The sequence below is a fragment of the Actinokineospora spheciospongiae genome (genome assembly GCF_000564855.1).
Lineage (GTDB): Bacteria > Actinomycetota > Actinomycetes > Mycobacteriales > Pseudonocardiaceae > Actinokineospora > Actinokineospora spheciospongiae.
The window spans coordinates 1-15,458 of record NZ_AYXG01000132.1; the positions used below are offsets into that span (position 1 = coordinate 1).

At 75.2% G+C, this 15,458-nt stretch carries 2 protein-coding genes; both read left to right on the plus strand.

Going from position 1 to position 15,458, the window contains the following annotated elements; translation table 11 throughout:
* The coding region (locus UO65_RS17925; RefSeq protein ID WP_035284046.1) for a type I polyketide synthase at window positions 1-6,328 on the plus strand (6,328 nt) is incomplete at its 5' end.
* A 37-nt stretch (window positions 6,329-6,365) separates the two neighbouring features.
* On the plus strand, window positions 6,366-15,458 hold a 9,093-nt coding region (locus UO65_RS17930; RefSeq protein WP_035284049.1), incomplete at its 3' end, for a type I polyketide synthase.

Below are 15,458 nucleotides of genomic sequence, written 5' to 3' on the forward strand. Positions count from 1 at the left end.
GCTGACCAGCCGCCGTGGCCCCGACGCCGAGGGCGCGCGGGAGCTGGTCGAGGAGCTGACCGGGCTGGGTGCGGTGGTCGAGGCCGTGGCCTGCGACGCCGCCGACCGCGACGCGCTCGCCGCCCTGGTCGCCACCCGCGACTGGTCCGGTGTCGTGCACACCGCCGGTGTGGTGGACGACGGCGTGCTGTCCTCGCTCACCCCGGAGCGGGTGGAACGGGTGCTGCGCCCGAAGGTGGACGCGGCCTGGAACCTGCACGAGCTGACCACGGGCATGGACCTGTCGATGTTCGTGCTGTTCTCCTCCGCTGCGGGCGTGTTCGGCAACCCCGGCCAGGGCAACTACGCCGCCGCAAACGCTTTCCTCGACGCGCTGGCCGCGCACCGCCGGTCCCTGGGCCTGCCCGCCGTGTCCCTGGCCTGGGGTGCCTGGGCCTCGGGCATGGCCGGTGCGCTCACCGCCGCCGACGCCGCCCGCGTGCGCCGCTCCGGTGTGCGCCCGCTGTCCACCGAGGACGGTCTGGCCCTGTTCGACGCCGGGTGCGCGGCAGGCGCCGACCTGGTGCCCGTGCGGCTCGACCTGGCCACCCTGCGCGGCGCGGGCGACCCGCCGCCGCTGCTGCGCGGCCTGCTCGCCACCGCGACCCGCCGCACCGCCGCCACGGCCACGGCCGCAGGTCCGCTGGCCGAACGCCTGGCCGCCGTGCCCGAGGCGGACCGGCCCGCCCTGCTGCTGGACCTGGTGCGCGCCCAGGTGGCCAAGGTGCTCGGCTTCGCCGGGCCGGACGCGGTCGAACCCACCTCCGCGTTCGTCGACCTCGGCTTCGACTCGCTGACCTCGGTCGAGTTCCGCGACAACCTCTCCGCCACCACCGGCCTGCGCCTGCCGCCGACCCTGGTGTTCGACCACCCGACCCCGCTGGCCCTGGCCGCCCACCTCGGCGCCGGCCTCGACGGCCGGACCGCCCCGGCCGCACCGGTGACCGCCACCAGGGCCGCCGCCGACGAACCGATCGCCATCGTGGCGATGAGCTGCCGCTACCCCGGCGGCATCGGCTCCCCCGAGGACCTGTGGCGGATGGTCCGCGACGGCGGCGACGGCATCTCCGCGTTCCCCGAGGACCGGGGCTGGGACACCGCCGAGCTGTTCGACCCCGACCCCGACAAGCCGGGCAAGACCTACGCCCGGGAGGGCGGGTTCCTGGCGGGCGCCGCCGAGTTCGACCCGGTGTTCTTCGGCATCTCGCCCCGCGAGGCGTACGCGATGGACCCGCAGCAGCGCCTGCTCCTGGAAACCTCCTGGGAGGTGCTGGAGCGCGCCGGGCTCGACCCGGCCGGGCTGCGCGGCAGCCGGACCGGGGTGTTCGCGGGCGTGATGTACCACAACTACGCCGCCCGCCTGGCCGACGTGCCCGACGAGATCGAGGGCTTCCTCGGCACGGGCGCCTCCAGCAGCGTCGTGTCCGGCCGGGTCGCCTACACCTTCGGGTTCGAGGGCCCTGCGGTCACCGTGGACACCGCGTGCTCGTCGTCGCTGGTGTCGCTGCACCTGGCCGCGCAGTCGCTGCGGCAGGGGGAGTGCGACCTGGCGCTGGCGGGCGGGGTGACCGTCATGGCCACCGCCGACACGTTCATCAACTTCAGCCGCCAGCGCGGTCTGGCCCCCAACGGCCGGTGCAAGCCGTTCGCCGCCGCCGCCGACGGCACCGGGTGGTCCGAGGGCGTCGGTGTGCTCCTGCTGGAGCGGCTGTCGGACGCGCGCCGCAACGGGCACCAGGTGCTGGCCGTGGTCCGGGGTTCTGCGGTGAACCAGGACGGCGCCTCGAACGGGCTGACCGCGCCGAACGGGCCGTCGCAGCAGCGGGTGATCCGGCAGGCGCTCGCCAGTGCCGGTCTGTCCACTCAGGACGTCGATGTGGTGGAGGCGCACGGCACCGGGACAACGCTGGGCGACCCGATCGAGGCGCAGGCCGTTCTCGCCACCTACGGGCAGGACCGGACCGAACCGCTGTGGCTGGGGTCGATCAAGTCCAACCTGGGCCACACCCAGGCCGCCGCCGGGGTCGCCGGGGTGATCAAGGTCGTCGAGGCGATGCGGCACGGCGTGCTGCCCAAGACGCTGCACGTGGACCAGCCCTCCCCGCACGTCGACTGGTCCGAGGGCGCCGTCGAGCTGCTGACCGAGTCCCGGCCGTGGCCGGAGACCGGCAGGCCCCGGCGGGCGGCGGTGTCGTCGTTCGGGGTCAGCGGCACCAACGCGCACGCCGTCATCGAGCACGTCGCCGAGGCCCCCGCGCCCGCCGAGCCGGACGAGCCCGGCGCGGTGCCGTGGGTGCTCTCCGCCCGCAGCCGCGCCGCCCTGCTCGCCCAGGCCGAGCGGCTGGCCGCCTTCGCCACCGAGCACCCCGACCTGGGCCCGGTCTCCCTGGGCCGCTCCCTGGCCGAGACCAGGGCCCGCTTCGAGCACCGCGCGGTGGTGGTGGGTTCCTCCCGGGCGGAACTGGTCGCCGGGCTGGGATCGCTCTCGCCGGTGGTGGCCGGGTCGGGCAAGACGGCGCTGCTGTTCACCGGTCAGGGTTCGCAGCGTCTCGGCATGGGTCGTGAGCTGTACGAGACGTACCCGGTGTTCGCTCAAGCGTGGGACGAGGTGACCGCGCACCTGTCCATTCCGGATCTGCCGGTTGGGGACACAGGTTTCGCGCAGCCTGCGATCTTCGCGTTCGAGGTCGCCATGGTGCGGCTGGTGGAGTCATGGGGCGTGCGGGCGGATGCGCTCGTGGGTCACTCCATCGGCGAGTTGGCTGCCGCGTACATCGCTGGGGTGTGGTCACTGGAGGATGCCTGCAAGCTGGTGTCGGCTCGTGCGTCGCTGATGCAGGCGTTGCCCCGTGGTGGTGCGATGGTGGCGATTCCGGTTGCCGAATCGGCGGTCGAGCTGTCCGAGGGTGTGTCGATCGCTGCGGTGAACGGCGCGGAGTCGGTGGTCGTCTCCGGTGATGAAGACGCGGTTCTGGCGTTGGCGGCGCAGTTCCCCAGGTCGAAGCGGCTGAACACCAGTCATGCGTTCCACTCGGCGCACATGGAGCCGATGTTGGCGGCGTTCCGGGAGGTCGCCGAGTCGGTGACGTATCAGGAACCGAGAATCCCGGTTGTCGGTGCCGAGGTGACTTCGGCGGAGTACTGGGTGCGGCAGGTGCGTGGGGCCGTGCGGTTCCACGACGCCGTGCAGCAGGTCGAAGGCATGGTGTTGGTCGAGGTCGGGCCGGATGCTTCGCTGACGGCGTTGACCGGTGGGGTTGCGTTGCAGCGCAGGGACAGGTCCGAGGCGGTCGCGTTGGTGACCGGGTTGGGCAAGGCCCACGCGGCGGGGACCCCGGTGGACTGGGCGGCGTTCTTCGGTGGCCGGGGGGCGCGGGTGGACCTGCCCACCTACGCGTTCCAGCACGACCACTACTGGCTGTTCCCGCCCGCCGCCGGGGCCGCCGGTGCCCGGGGCTACGGCCTGGCGGGCGCCGACCACCCGCTGGTCGGTGCCGCCGTGGCCCTGCCCGACACCGACGGGCTCGTGCTCACCGGCAGGCTCACCGCCCGCGACCACGCCTGGGTGGCCGACCACGCCGTGCACGGCGCGGTCCTGCTGCCCGGCACCGCCCTGGTCGACCTCGCCGTCCGGGCGGGCGACGAGGTCGGCGCCGCCGAGCTGGTCGAGCTGACCCTGGAGGCGCCCCTGGTGCTGCCCGGGGACGGCGCGGTCGACCTGCGGGTCGGCGTGGCCGGACCGGACGGATCGGGGGCGCGCGCGGTCAACGTGCACAGCCGTCCGGCGGGTGCCGACGCCGACGTGCCGTGGACCCGCCACGCCACCGGCCTGCTCGCCGAGGGCACCGGAACCGCCCCCGCCGACCTGACCGCTTGGCCACCGCCCGGCGCCGACCCGGTCGATACCGGCACCCTGTACGCGGAGCTGGCCGACCTGGGCCTGGACTACGGGCCCGCCTTCCGCGGCCTGCGCGCGGCGTGGCGGCGGGGCGACGAGGTCTTCGCCGAGGTGGCCCTGCCTGAGGAGCACCGCGCCGACGCGGCCCGCTTCGGTGTCCACCCGGCCCTGCTCGACGCGGCCTTGCACACCATCGGCCTCAGCGCCGCCACCACCGGCACCGACACCGCCCGGTTGCCGTTCGCCTGGACCGGGGTGACCCTGCACGCCGCGGGCGCCACCGCCGCCCGGGTGCGGGTCACCACGACGGGTGCCGACGCGGTCCGGGTGGACGTCGCCGACCCGGCGGGTGCCCCCGTGGTCACCGTGGCCTCCCTGGCCACCCGCCCGGTGTCGGTCGAGCAGTTGGCCGCCGCCGACCGGGGTGGGGCCGCGTTGCTGCGCCTGGACTGGGTGCCCGCCACCACCGCCGCCCCGGCTCCCGCCGCGGTCGTCGTCGGCACCGGTGCCCTCGACCTGCCGGGGGCGCTCAAGGCCGCGGGTGTCGAGGTGACCACGCACGCCGACCTGGTGTCCCTGCCCCCGCTCACCGACGCCGTCCCGGTCCTCGTCCACCTCGACCCCACCGACGACCCGCGCACCGCCGCGACCGCCGCCCTGGACCTGGTGCGCGGCTGGCTGGACGGCGACCGCCCCGAGGGCGCCCGCCTGGTCCTGCTCACCCGGGGCGCGGTGGCCGCCGCCGACGGCGACACCATCGCCGACCCGGCCCCGGCCGCGGCGTGGGGCCTGGTCCGCTCCGCCCAGTCCGAACACCCCGACCGGGTCGTCCTGGTCGACACCGATGACGACCCCCGGTCCCTGACCCTGCTCCTCCCCGCCATCGCGGGCGGCGAACACCAGCTCACCCTGCGTGCGGGCCGGGCACTGGCCCCCCGGCTGGTCCGCACCGCCACACCCGCGAACGACGGCCCGCCCGCCCCGACGGGCACCGGGCTCGATCCGGCGGGCGCCGGGTTCGGCTCAGCGGGGGCCGGGTTCGATCCGGCGGGTGCCGGGCTTGCCTCGCCGGCCGCCGCGCTCGACCCGGCGGGCACCGTGCTGCTCACCGGGGCGACCGGCTCCCTGGGCAGGCTGGTGGCCCGCCACCTGGTGACCGCGCACGGCGTCCGGCACCTCGTGCTGGCCAGCCGCCGTGGCCCGGCCGCCGCCGGTGCCCCCGAGTTGGTCGCCGAACTGGCCGCACTGGGCGCCGACGCTGAGGTGGTCGCCTGCGACGCCGCCGATCGGGTCGCCGTGGCCGCGCTGCTGGCCGCCGTGCCCGCCACCCGCCCGCTCACCGCCGTCGTGCACGCCGCGGGTGTGCTCGACGACGGTGTCCTGGCCGCCATGACCCCCGAGCGGGTGGAGCGGGTGCTGCGCCCCAAGGCCGACGCCGCCCGGGTGCTGCACGAGCTGACCCGCGACCTCGACCTGACCGCGTTCGTGCTGTTCTCCTCCGCAGCGGGGGTGCTCGGCAGCCCCGGCCAGGCCAACTACGCCGCCGCGAACGCCTACCTCGACGCCCTGGCCGTGCACCGGCGGTCGCTCGGCCTGCCCGCGGTGTCGCTGTCCTGGGGTGCCTGGGCCGACGCCGACGGCATGGCCGCCGACCTCGCCGACGCCGACCGGCGCCGGATGAGCCGGGCGGGTGTCGTCCCGCTGACCGCCGACCAGGGCCTGGCCCTGTTCGACGCGGCACTGGCGGCCGACGCGGCGCACCTGGTGCCGATGGGCGTGGCCGCCACCGCCCCGCGCGGGGCCACCATCCCGCCGGTGCTGTCCGGCCTGGTCCGCGCCCCCCGCCGGGCCGCCCGCGCCGCCGCCGCCGAGACCGACGCCTCCGCCCTGCTGGCCGCGCTGGCGGGCAAGTCCGACGAGGAGCGCACCGCGCTGCTGGTCGGCTTGGTCCGCGCCGAGGTCGCCGCCGTGCTCGGCTTCGCCGGACCGGAGGCGGTCGAACCGGGCCGGGGTTTCCTGGAGCTGGGCATCGACTCGCTGACCGCGGTCGAGCTGCGCAACCAGCTCGGCGCGGCCACCGGCCTGCGGCTGTCCACCACGGTGGTCTTCGACTACCCCACCCCGGACGCCATGGCCGGGCACCTGCGCGACGAACTGGGCGAGGGCACCGCCACCGGCGCCCTGACCGCCTACGCCGAGCTGGACCGGTTGGCCGCCCTGCTGTCCGCGGTGGTCCCCGCCGACGACGCCGAGCGCGCGGGTGTCGCCGAGCGGCTGCGCGGCCTGCTCGCCACGTGGAACGGCCCCTCGGCCGCCGCCGCGGGCGGGGTGGAGTCCGCCACCGCGGAAGAACTTTTCGACCTGCTCGACACGGAGCTGGAGACCTCATGAGCCCGGCCCGCCCCGTCCCAGAGGGAGCTGACCCCCGGTGGTGAACGAAGAGAAGTACCTCGACTACCTCAAGCGTGCGACGACCGATCTGCGGGAGACCCGGCAGCGGTTGCGCGAGGTCGAGGCCAGGGACCGCGAGCCGATCGCGGTGGTGGGCATGGCCTGCCGCTACCCGGGCGGGGTGGCCTCGCCGGAGGACCTGTGGCGCGTGGTCGCCGAGGGCGCCGACGGCATCGGCGGGTTCCCCACCGACCGGGGCTGGGACGTCGAGGGCATCTTCGACCCGCAGCGCCTGCGGCCGGGCACCTCCTACGGGCGCGAGGGCGGCTTCCTCTACGACGTCGCCGACTTCGACCCGGCGTTCTTCGGCATCTCCCCGCGCGAGGCGCTGGCGATGGACCCGCACCAGCGGCTGCTGCTGGAGGTCTCCTGGGAGGCCGTCGAGCGCGCGGGCATCGACCCCGAGTCGTTGCGCGGCAGCCGGACCGGGGTCTTCACCGGGCTGATGAACACCAACGACTACGTGTCCCGGCTGACCTCGGTGCCCGAGGGCGTCGAGGGCTACCTTGGCACGGGCAGTTCCGGCAGCATCGCCTCCGGCCGCGTCGCCTACACCCTCGGGTTAGAGGGTCCGGCGGTCACCGTGGACACCGCGTGCTCGTCGTCGCTGGTGGCCCTGCACCTGGCCGCGCAGGCGCTGCGCCAGGGTGAGTGCGGGCTGGCGCTGGCGGGCGGGGTCACCGTGATGGCCACCGCGGAGACCTTCGTCGAGTTCAGCCGCCAGGGCGGCATGGCACCCGACGGGCGCTGCAAGGCTTTCGCCGACGCCGCCGACGGCACCGGGTTCTCCGAGGGCGCGGGCGTGCTGGTGCTGGAGCGGCTGTCGGACGCCCGCCGCAACGGGCACCGGGTGCTGGCGGTCGTGCGCGGCACGGCGGTCAACCAGGACGGCGCCTCCAGCGGTCTCACCGCGCCGAACGGGCCGTCGCAGCAGCGGGTCATCCGCCAGGCCCTCACCGCCGCCCGGCTCTCGCCGAACCAGGTCGACGCCGTGGAGGCGCACGGCACCGGCACCACCCTGGGCGACCCGATCGAGGCGCAGGCCCTGCTGGCCGTCTACGGCCAGGACCGCCCGGCCGAGCGACCGCTGTGGCTGGGCTCGGTGAAGTCCAACCTCGGCCACACCCAGGCCGCAGCGGGCGCCGCCGCCATGATCAAAACGATCATGGCGATGCGGCACGGGGTGCTGCCCAGGACCCTGCACGTCGACCGGCCCTCCACCAAGGTCGACTGGTCTTCCGGCGGGGTCGCCCTACTCACCGAGCAGCGCCCGTGGGACACCGACGCCGACCAGCCCCGCCGGGCCGGGGTGTCGTCGTTCGGCCTCAGCGGCACCAACGCGCACGTGGTGCTGGAGCAGGTGCCCGAGTACGAACCCACCGAGGAAGCCGCTCCCGCCCCCGCCGGGCCGGTTCCGGTGCTGCTGTCCGCCCGCACCGCCGACGCCGTGCGCGCCCAGGCCGCCGCACTGGCCGAGACCCGCGCCGCCACCGCGCCCGACCCGGCGGACGTGGCCTGGACCCTGTCCCGCCGCACCGCCTTCCCCCAGCGCGCCGTCCTGCTCCCCGGCGACGACACTGTGCAGGTCACCACCGCCAAGCCGGGGGACCGGGTGGTCTTCGTGTTCCCCGGTCAGGGGTCGCAGTGGATTGCCATGGGCCGGGAGTTGTTGGATTCCTCGCCGGTGTTCGCCGCGTCGGTGGCGGAGTGCGAGGAAGCTTTTGGGGAGTTCACCGATTGGTCGGTGGCGCACGTCCTGCGCACTGGTGAGTCGCTGGAGCGCATCGACGTTGTGCAGCCGGTGCTGTTCACGATGATGGTGTCGCTGGCCCGTGTGTGGCAGTCGTTCGGTGTGAAGCCTGCTGCGGTGGTGGGCCACTCGCAGGGTGAGATCGCTGCCGCATACATCGCCGGGGGCTTGTCGCTTCGAGACGCGGCTCGCGTTGTGGCTCTGCGGTCGAAGCTGTGGTTGACCCTGTCGGGCAAGGGTGGCATGGCGTCGGTTCTCGCCCCGGCGGATCAGGTGCGCGAGCGGATCGAGAAGTGGTCCGATGTGCTCGCCGTCGCTGCGGTGAACAGCCCGGGTTCCTGTGCTGTCGCGGGCGATCCGGCCACGCTGGATGTGATGGTCGCGGAGTTCGAGGCCGAGGGCATTCGGGCTCGGCGGATTCCCGGTGTGGACACCGCTGGGCACTCGCCGCAGGTGGATCAACTGCGGGAGCAGCTTCTGGCGGACATGGCGCCGGTTCGCCCGGTCACCGCGCAGGTCCCGTTCTTCTCCACGGTGACCGGCGAGCTGTTCGACACCGCCGGGATGGATGCCGAGTACTGGTACCGCAACATGCGGGAGCCGGTGGAGTTCGAGGCTGCTCTGCGTGCTGCGCTGCCGGGCACGGCTGTCGTGGTGGAGGTGTCTCCGCACCCGGTGCTGTCCGTGGCGATTTCCGAGGTGATCGAGGACGCCGGCGTTGAGGCTGGTGTCGTTGGCAGCCTGCGCCGCGATGAGGGTGGTCTGGACCGGGTTGTCCGCAGCCTGGGGGAGGCGTGGACCCACGGCGCCCCCGTCGACTGGTCGGCCGTGGTGCCCTCGGGTGCGCTGGTGGACCTGCCCACCTACCCGTTCCAGCGGCAGCGGTACTGGCTCGACGCCCCCGCTGTCATCGGCGACCCGTCCGGCTACGGGCAGCTCGGCGCCGACCACCCCCTGCTGGGTGCCGCGATCGCCCTCGCGGACTCGGACGGCCTGCTGCTGACGGGCCGGCTGTCCCTGCGCACGCACCCGTGGCTGGCCGACCACGCCGTCTGGGGCAGTGTCCTGCTCCCCGGCACGGCCTTCGTCGAGCTGGCCGCGCACGCCGGTGCCCGGGTGGGCTGCGAGGCGATCGAGGACCTGACCCTCGAAGCGCCGCTCCTGCTCGCCGACGACGCCGTGTCCGTGCAGATCACCGTGGGCGCCCCCGACAGCACCGGTGCCCGACCGGTCTCCATCCACTCCCGCGCCGACGAAGACGGCCCGTGGACCCGGCACGCCACCGGCACGGTCACCGCCACCACCGCCGCACCCGACTTCGACTTCACCGCCTGGCCCCCGCCCGGCGCCGAAGAACTGTCCACGAAGGACCTCTACGCCGAGCTGTCCGGGATCGGACTCGGTTACGGCCCGGCGTTCCAGGGCCTGCGGGCCGCGTGGCGCGACGGTGCCGACGTGTGCGCCGAGATCGCCCTGCCCGAGGCGCACCGCGAGGAGGCCACCCGGTTCGGCCTGCACCCGGCGCTGCTCGACGCCGCCCTGCACGGCATGGGGCTCGGCGGGTTCGGCGACCACGAACCCGGGGTGGTGCGCCTGCCGTTCGCCTGGACCGGGGTGCGGCTGTTCGCCTCCGGTGCCCCGGCGCTGCGCGTGCGGCTGTCCCCGGTCAACGGTGGGATCGCCCTGCGGGTGGCCGACGGCGCGGGTGGTCCCGTCGCCGCCGTGGACTCCCTGGTGCTGCTGCCCGCCTCCGCCGACCAGCTCGCCGCCGGGGCCACCGCCGCCGTGGTCCGCGACTCGCTGTTCCAAGTGGACTGGACCCCGGTGTCGGTGCCCGACGCCACCGCAGAGGCCGAGGTGCACGAGGTGCCCACCGGCCTCGACCCGACCGCCCTGACCACCGCCGTGCTGGACAGGCTCCAGTCGTGGCTGGTCGGGGAGCAGCCCGCCGAGTTGCCGCTGGTCCTGCTCACCCGCTCCGCCGACGACCCGGCCCACGCCGCCGCGCACGGCCTGGTGCGCGCTGCCCAGTCCGAGCACCCCGGCCGGTTCGTCCTGCTCGACGTGCGGGGCACCGCTCCCGCCGCCGGGCTGGTCGCCGCCGCCCTGGCCACCGGGGAACCCGAGCTGGTGCTGCGCGACGGGCAGGTGCTGGCCCGCAGGCTGGCGCGCGCCCGCATCGTCGACGGCGCCACCTCGCCCGCCCTGGACCCGGACGGCACCGCCCTGGTCACCGGTGGCACCGGCGCGCTCGGTGCGCTGGTGGCCCGCCACCTGGTCACCGTGCACAGCGTCCGCCACCTGCTGCTGACCAGCCGTCGCGGCCCCGACGCCGAGGGTGCCGCCGAATTGGCCGCCGAGCTGCGCGCCCTGGGCGCGGAGGTGACCGTGGCCGCCTGCGACACCGCCGACCGGGCGGCGCTGACCGCGCTGCTGGCCGGGGTGCCCGCCGCGCACCCGCTGACGGTGGTCGTGCACAGCGCGGGCGTGCTCGACGACGGCACCCTCGAATCCCTCGACGCCGAGCGGGTCGCCCGGGTGCTGCGCCCCAAGGTCGACGCGGCCCTGCTGCTCGACGAGCTGACCCGCGACCTCGACCTGGCCGCGTTCGTCCTGTTCTCCTCCGCCGCCGGGGTGTTCGGCAGCGCGGGCCAGGGCAACTACGCCGCCGCCAACGCCTTCCTCGACGACCTGGCCGCCCGCCGCCGCGCCGCCGGGCTGCCCGGGGTGTCCCTGGCCTGGGGCTATTGGGCCCAGCGCAGCGCCATGAGCGGGCACCTCGCCGACGCCGACGTGGCCAGGATGGCCCGCGCCGGGGCGGGCGGGCTGTCCGCCGAGGAGGGCCTGGCCCTGTTCGACGCTGCCCTCGCTGCCGACCGGGCGCTGCTGGTCCCGGTCAAGCTCGACCTGGCCGCCGTGCGCGCCGCCGCCGCCGACGCGGTGCCCGCGCTGCTGCGCGGCCTGGTCCGGCCCACCCGCCGGGCCGCGTCCACCACCGCCGACGGCACCGCCACCCTGGCCCGGCTCGCCGGGCTGTCGGCGGCCGAACGGCTCGACGCCCTGCTGGAGCTGGTGCGCGAGCACGTCGCCGGGGTGCTCGGCCACGCCTCCGCCGACGCCGTGTCCCCCGAGCTGGCCTTCAAGGACCTCGGCTTCGACTCGCTGACCGCCGTCGAGCTGCGCAACCAGCTCGGCGCGGCCCTGGGCCTGCGCCTGCCCACCACCCTGGTCTTCGACTACCCGTCCCCGGCCGCCCTGGCCGCGCACCTGCGCGACCAGCTCGGCGGCGCCCCGGCCCCGGCCCGCGCGGTGGTGCGCACCGGCCCGGCCGACGAGCCGGTGGCCGTGGTGGCGATGAGCTGCCGCTACCCCGGTGGGATCGCCTCCCCCGAGGACCTGTGGCGACTGCTGGCCCGGGGCGCCGACGCGCTGGTGCCGTTCCCGACCGACCGGGGCTGGGCCACCGACACCCTGTTCGACGACGACCCCGACCACCTGGGCACCACCTACGCCCGCGAGGGCGGTTTCCTGGCGGGCGCGGCGCTGTTCGACCCGGCGTTCTTCGGCATCTCCCCGCGCGAGGCGCTGGCGATGGACCCGCAGCAGCGCCTGCTGCTGGAGGCGTCGTGGGAGGTCTTCGAGCGGGCGGGCATCGACCCGGCGACCGTGCGCGGCAGCCGGGCCGGGGTGTTCGCGGGCGCCATGAACAGCGGTTACGTCGCCCGCCTGACCGCCGTGTCCGACGACCTGGAGGGCTACCTGAGCACCGGCGCGTCGGCCAGCGTCATCTCCGGCCGGGTCGCCTACGCCCTGGGATTGGAGGGGCCTGCGGTCACCGTGGACACCGCCTGCTCGTCGTCGCTGGTCGCCCTGCACCTGGCCGCCAGGGCGCTGCGCGACGGCGACTGCGACCTGGCGCTGGCGGGCGGGGTGACCGTGATGGCCACCCCGGACACGTTCATCGACTTCAGCCGCCAGCGAGGCTTGGCCCCCGACAGCCGGGTCAAGGCGTTCGCCGAGGCCGCCGACGGCACCGCCATGTCCGAGGGCGTGGGCGTGCTGCTGCTGGAACGGCTCTCCGACGCCCGCCGCAACGGGCACCGGGTGCTGGCCGTGGTGCGCGGCTCGGCGGTGAACCAGGACGGCGCGTCGAACGGGTTGACCGCGCCGAACGGTCCGTCGCAGCAGCGGGTCATCCAGCACGCACTCGCCAACGCCGGTCTGTCCACACAGGACGTCGACGTGGTGGAGGCGCACGGCACCGGGACCACGCTCGGCGATCCGATCGAGGCGCAGGCGTTGCTGGCCACCTACGGGCAGGACCGCGAGGAACCGCTGTACCTGGGGTCGGTGAAGTCCAACATCGGCCACACCCAGGCCGCCGCCGGGGTCGCGGGCGTGATCAAGGTGATCATGGCCATGCGACACGGCGTGCTGCCCCAGACCCTCGGCGTCGACGCCCCCACCACCCACGTCGACTGGGCCGGGGGCGCGGTGGAGCTGCTGACCGAGGCGCGGCCGTGGCCGGAGACCGGGCGACCCCGGCGGGCCGGGGTGTCGTCGTTCGGCATCAGCGGCACCAACGCCCACGTCGTCCTGGAGGCCCCGGCCGACGAGCCCGCCCCGGCCGCCGACCCGCTCCCGGTGGTGCCGTGGGTGCTCTCCGCCCGCACCGCCGACGCCCTGGCCGCGCAGGCCGAACGCCTGCGCGCCGCCGTCACCGCCGACCCGGGCCTGGACCCGGTCGAGGTCGGCCGCACCCTGGCCCTGGGCCGGGGCCGCTTCGAGAACCGCGCGGTGGTCGTGGGCGCCACCAGGGACGAACTGGTCGAGTCCCTGCGCACCCCGGCGGGCAGTGTCGCGGGCACCGGCCGCACGGCGTTGGTGTTCACCGGTCAGGGTTCGCAGCGGCTGGGCATGGGTCGTGAGCTGTACGAGACGTACCCGGTGTTCGCCCAGGCGTGGGACGAGGTCACCGAGCACTTGTCCATCCCGGACCTTCCCGTTGAGGACACCGGTTTCGCGCAGCCCGCGATCTTCGCGTTCGAGGTCGCGATGGTGCGGTTGGTGGAGTCGTGGGGTGTGCGGCCAGACGCGTTTGTCGGCCACTCCATCGGTGAACTCGCTGCCGCGTATGTGGCGGGCGTCTGGTCGCTGGAGGATGCCTGCAAGCTGGTGTCGGCCAGGGCCTCGTTGATGCAGGGGTTGCCGCGTGGTGGTGCGATGGTGGCGATTCCGGTTGCGGAGTCGGAGATCGAGCTGGCCGAGGGTGTGTCGATCGCTGCGGTGAACGGCGCGGAGTCGGTTGTTGTTTCCGGTGACGAAGACGCTGTTCTGGCTTTGGCGGCGCGGTTTCCAAGGTCGAAGCGGCTCAACACCAGCCACGCGTTTCACTCCGCGCACATGGACCCGATGCTGGCGGCCTTCCGTGAAGTCGCGGAGTCGGTGACCTACCACGAACCCAAGGTGCCGGTTGTCGGTGCTGAGGTGACCTCGGCGGAGTACTGGGTGCAGCAGGTGCGGGGGACTGTGCGGTTCCACGATGCTGTGCAGCAGGTCGAAGGCATGGTGCTGGTCGAGGTCGGTCCGGATGCGTCGCTGACGGCACTGACCGGCGGGGTTGCGTTGCAGCGCAAGGACAAGCCGGAAGCGGTGAACCTGGTGGCGGGACTGGGCAAGGCCCACGCGCTGGGGACCTCGGTCGACTGGGCGGCGTTCTTCGGTGGCCCGGGTGTGCACGTGGACCTGCCCACCTACGCGTTCCAGCACGACCACTTCTGGCTGGAATCGCTCGACGGCGGCGGTGACGCCACCGGTTTGGGTCAGGTCGCCGCCGACCACCCCCTCGTGGGCGCCGTGGTCGAGGTGCCGGACGGGGTTGTCCTCACCGGGCGGCTGTCGCTGCGCACCCACCCGTGGCTGGCCGACCACGCCGTGCTGGGTTCGGTGCTGCTGCCGGGCACCGCGTTCCTCGACCTGGCCCTGCGCGCGGGTGCCGAGGTCGACGCCCCCCGGGTGGCGGAGTTGACCCTGGAGGCCCCGCTCGCCCTGCCCGAGGACGGCGCTGTCGCGCTGCGCGTGGTCGTCGACGCCGAAAGGCGGGTGGAGGTCCACTCCCGGGTCGGGGACGGCCCGTGGGTGCGCAACGCCGTGGGCGCGCTCGCCGCCGCCGAGCCCGCCGGGGCGCCCGCCGCCCCCGAGTGGCCGCCCGCCGACGCCGAGGTCCTCGACGTGGACGGCTTCTACGTCGAGGCGCTGGCCGGTGGTTTCGCCTACGGCCCGGTGTTCCAGGGCCTGCGGCGCGCGTGGCGCAGCGGCGGCGAGGTGCTGGCAGAGGTGGAACTGCCCGAGTCGGCCGACGCCGAGCGCTTCGGCGTGCACCCGGCCCTGCTCGACGCCGCCCTGCACACCCTTGGTTTCGCCGACCTGCCCGCCGCCGGTGACGGCGATGTCCGGCTGCCGTTTAGCTGGCGCGGTGTGGCCGTGCACCGCCCCGGTGCCGCCGTCGCCCGCGCCCGGCTGGTCCCGGTCGGCGACGACGCCGTGGGGCTGCTGCTCACCGACGCCCACGGGCAGCCGGTGGCCGAGGTCGAGCGGCTGGTGCTGCGCCCGGTCCCGGTCCGGCAGCTCGCCGCCGCCGGGGGAGCGGGCCCGGACGCGCTGTTCCGGGTCGAGTGGCGGCCCGTCGCGGTCGCCGCCGCCGCGCCGTTCCCCGGTCGGGTCGCGGTCGCCCCCGGCGACGACGACCTGGCCCGCGCGCTTGGCCTCGACCCGGCCGAGACCACCGCCCCGACCGACCTGTCCGGCTCACCCGACGTGGTGGTGGTCCCGCTGCCCGCCGGGGCGGGTTCGCCCGCCGCCGCCCGGGCCGCCGCGCTGGGCGCGCTCGGCCTGCTGCGCACCTGGTTGGCCGACGAACTCTCGGCGGGCACCGCGCTGGTCCTGGTGACCAGGGGCGCGGTCGGCGACGGGGTCACCGACCTGGTCAACGCCCCGGTGTGGGGCCTGGTGCGCTCGGCGCAGGCCGAGCACCCCGGCCGCTTCGCCCTCGTCGACACCGACGGCACCGAGGCGTCCCACCGGGCCCTGCTCGCCGCCTTGGCCACCGGGGAACCGCAGGTGCGGTTGCGCGGCGGTCAGGCGTTCGCACCCCGGCTGGCCCGCACCGGGCCGATCGCCCCGGGTGCCCCCGACCTGTCCGAGGGCGCGGTCCTGGTCACCGGCGGCACCGGTGCCCTCGGGGGCCTGGTGGCCCGTCACCTGGCCACCGCGCACGGGGTGCGGGAGCTGGTGCTGACCAGCCGCCGTGGCCCCGACGCC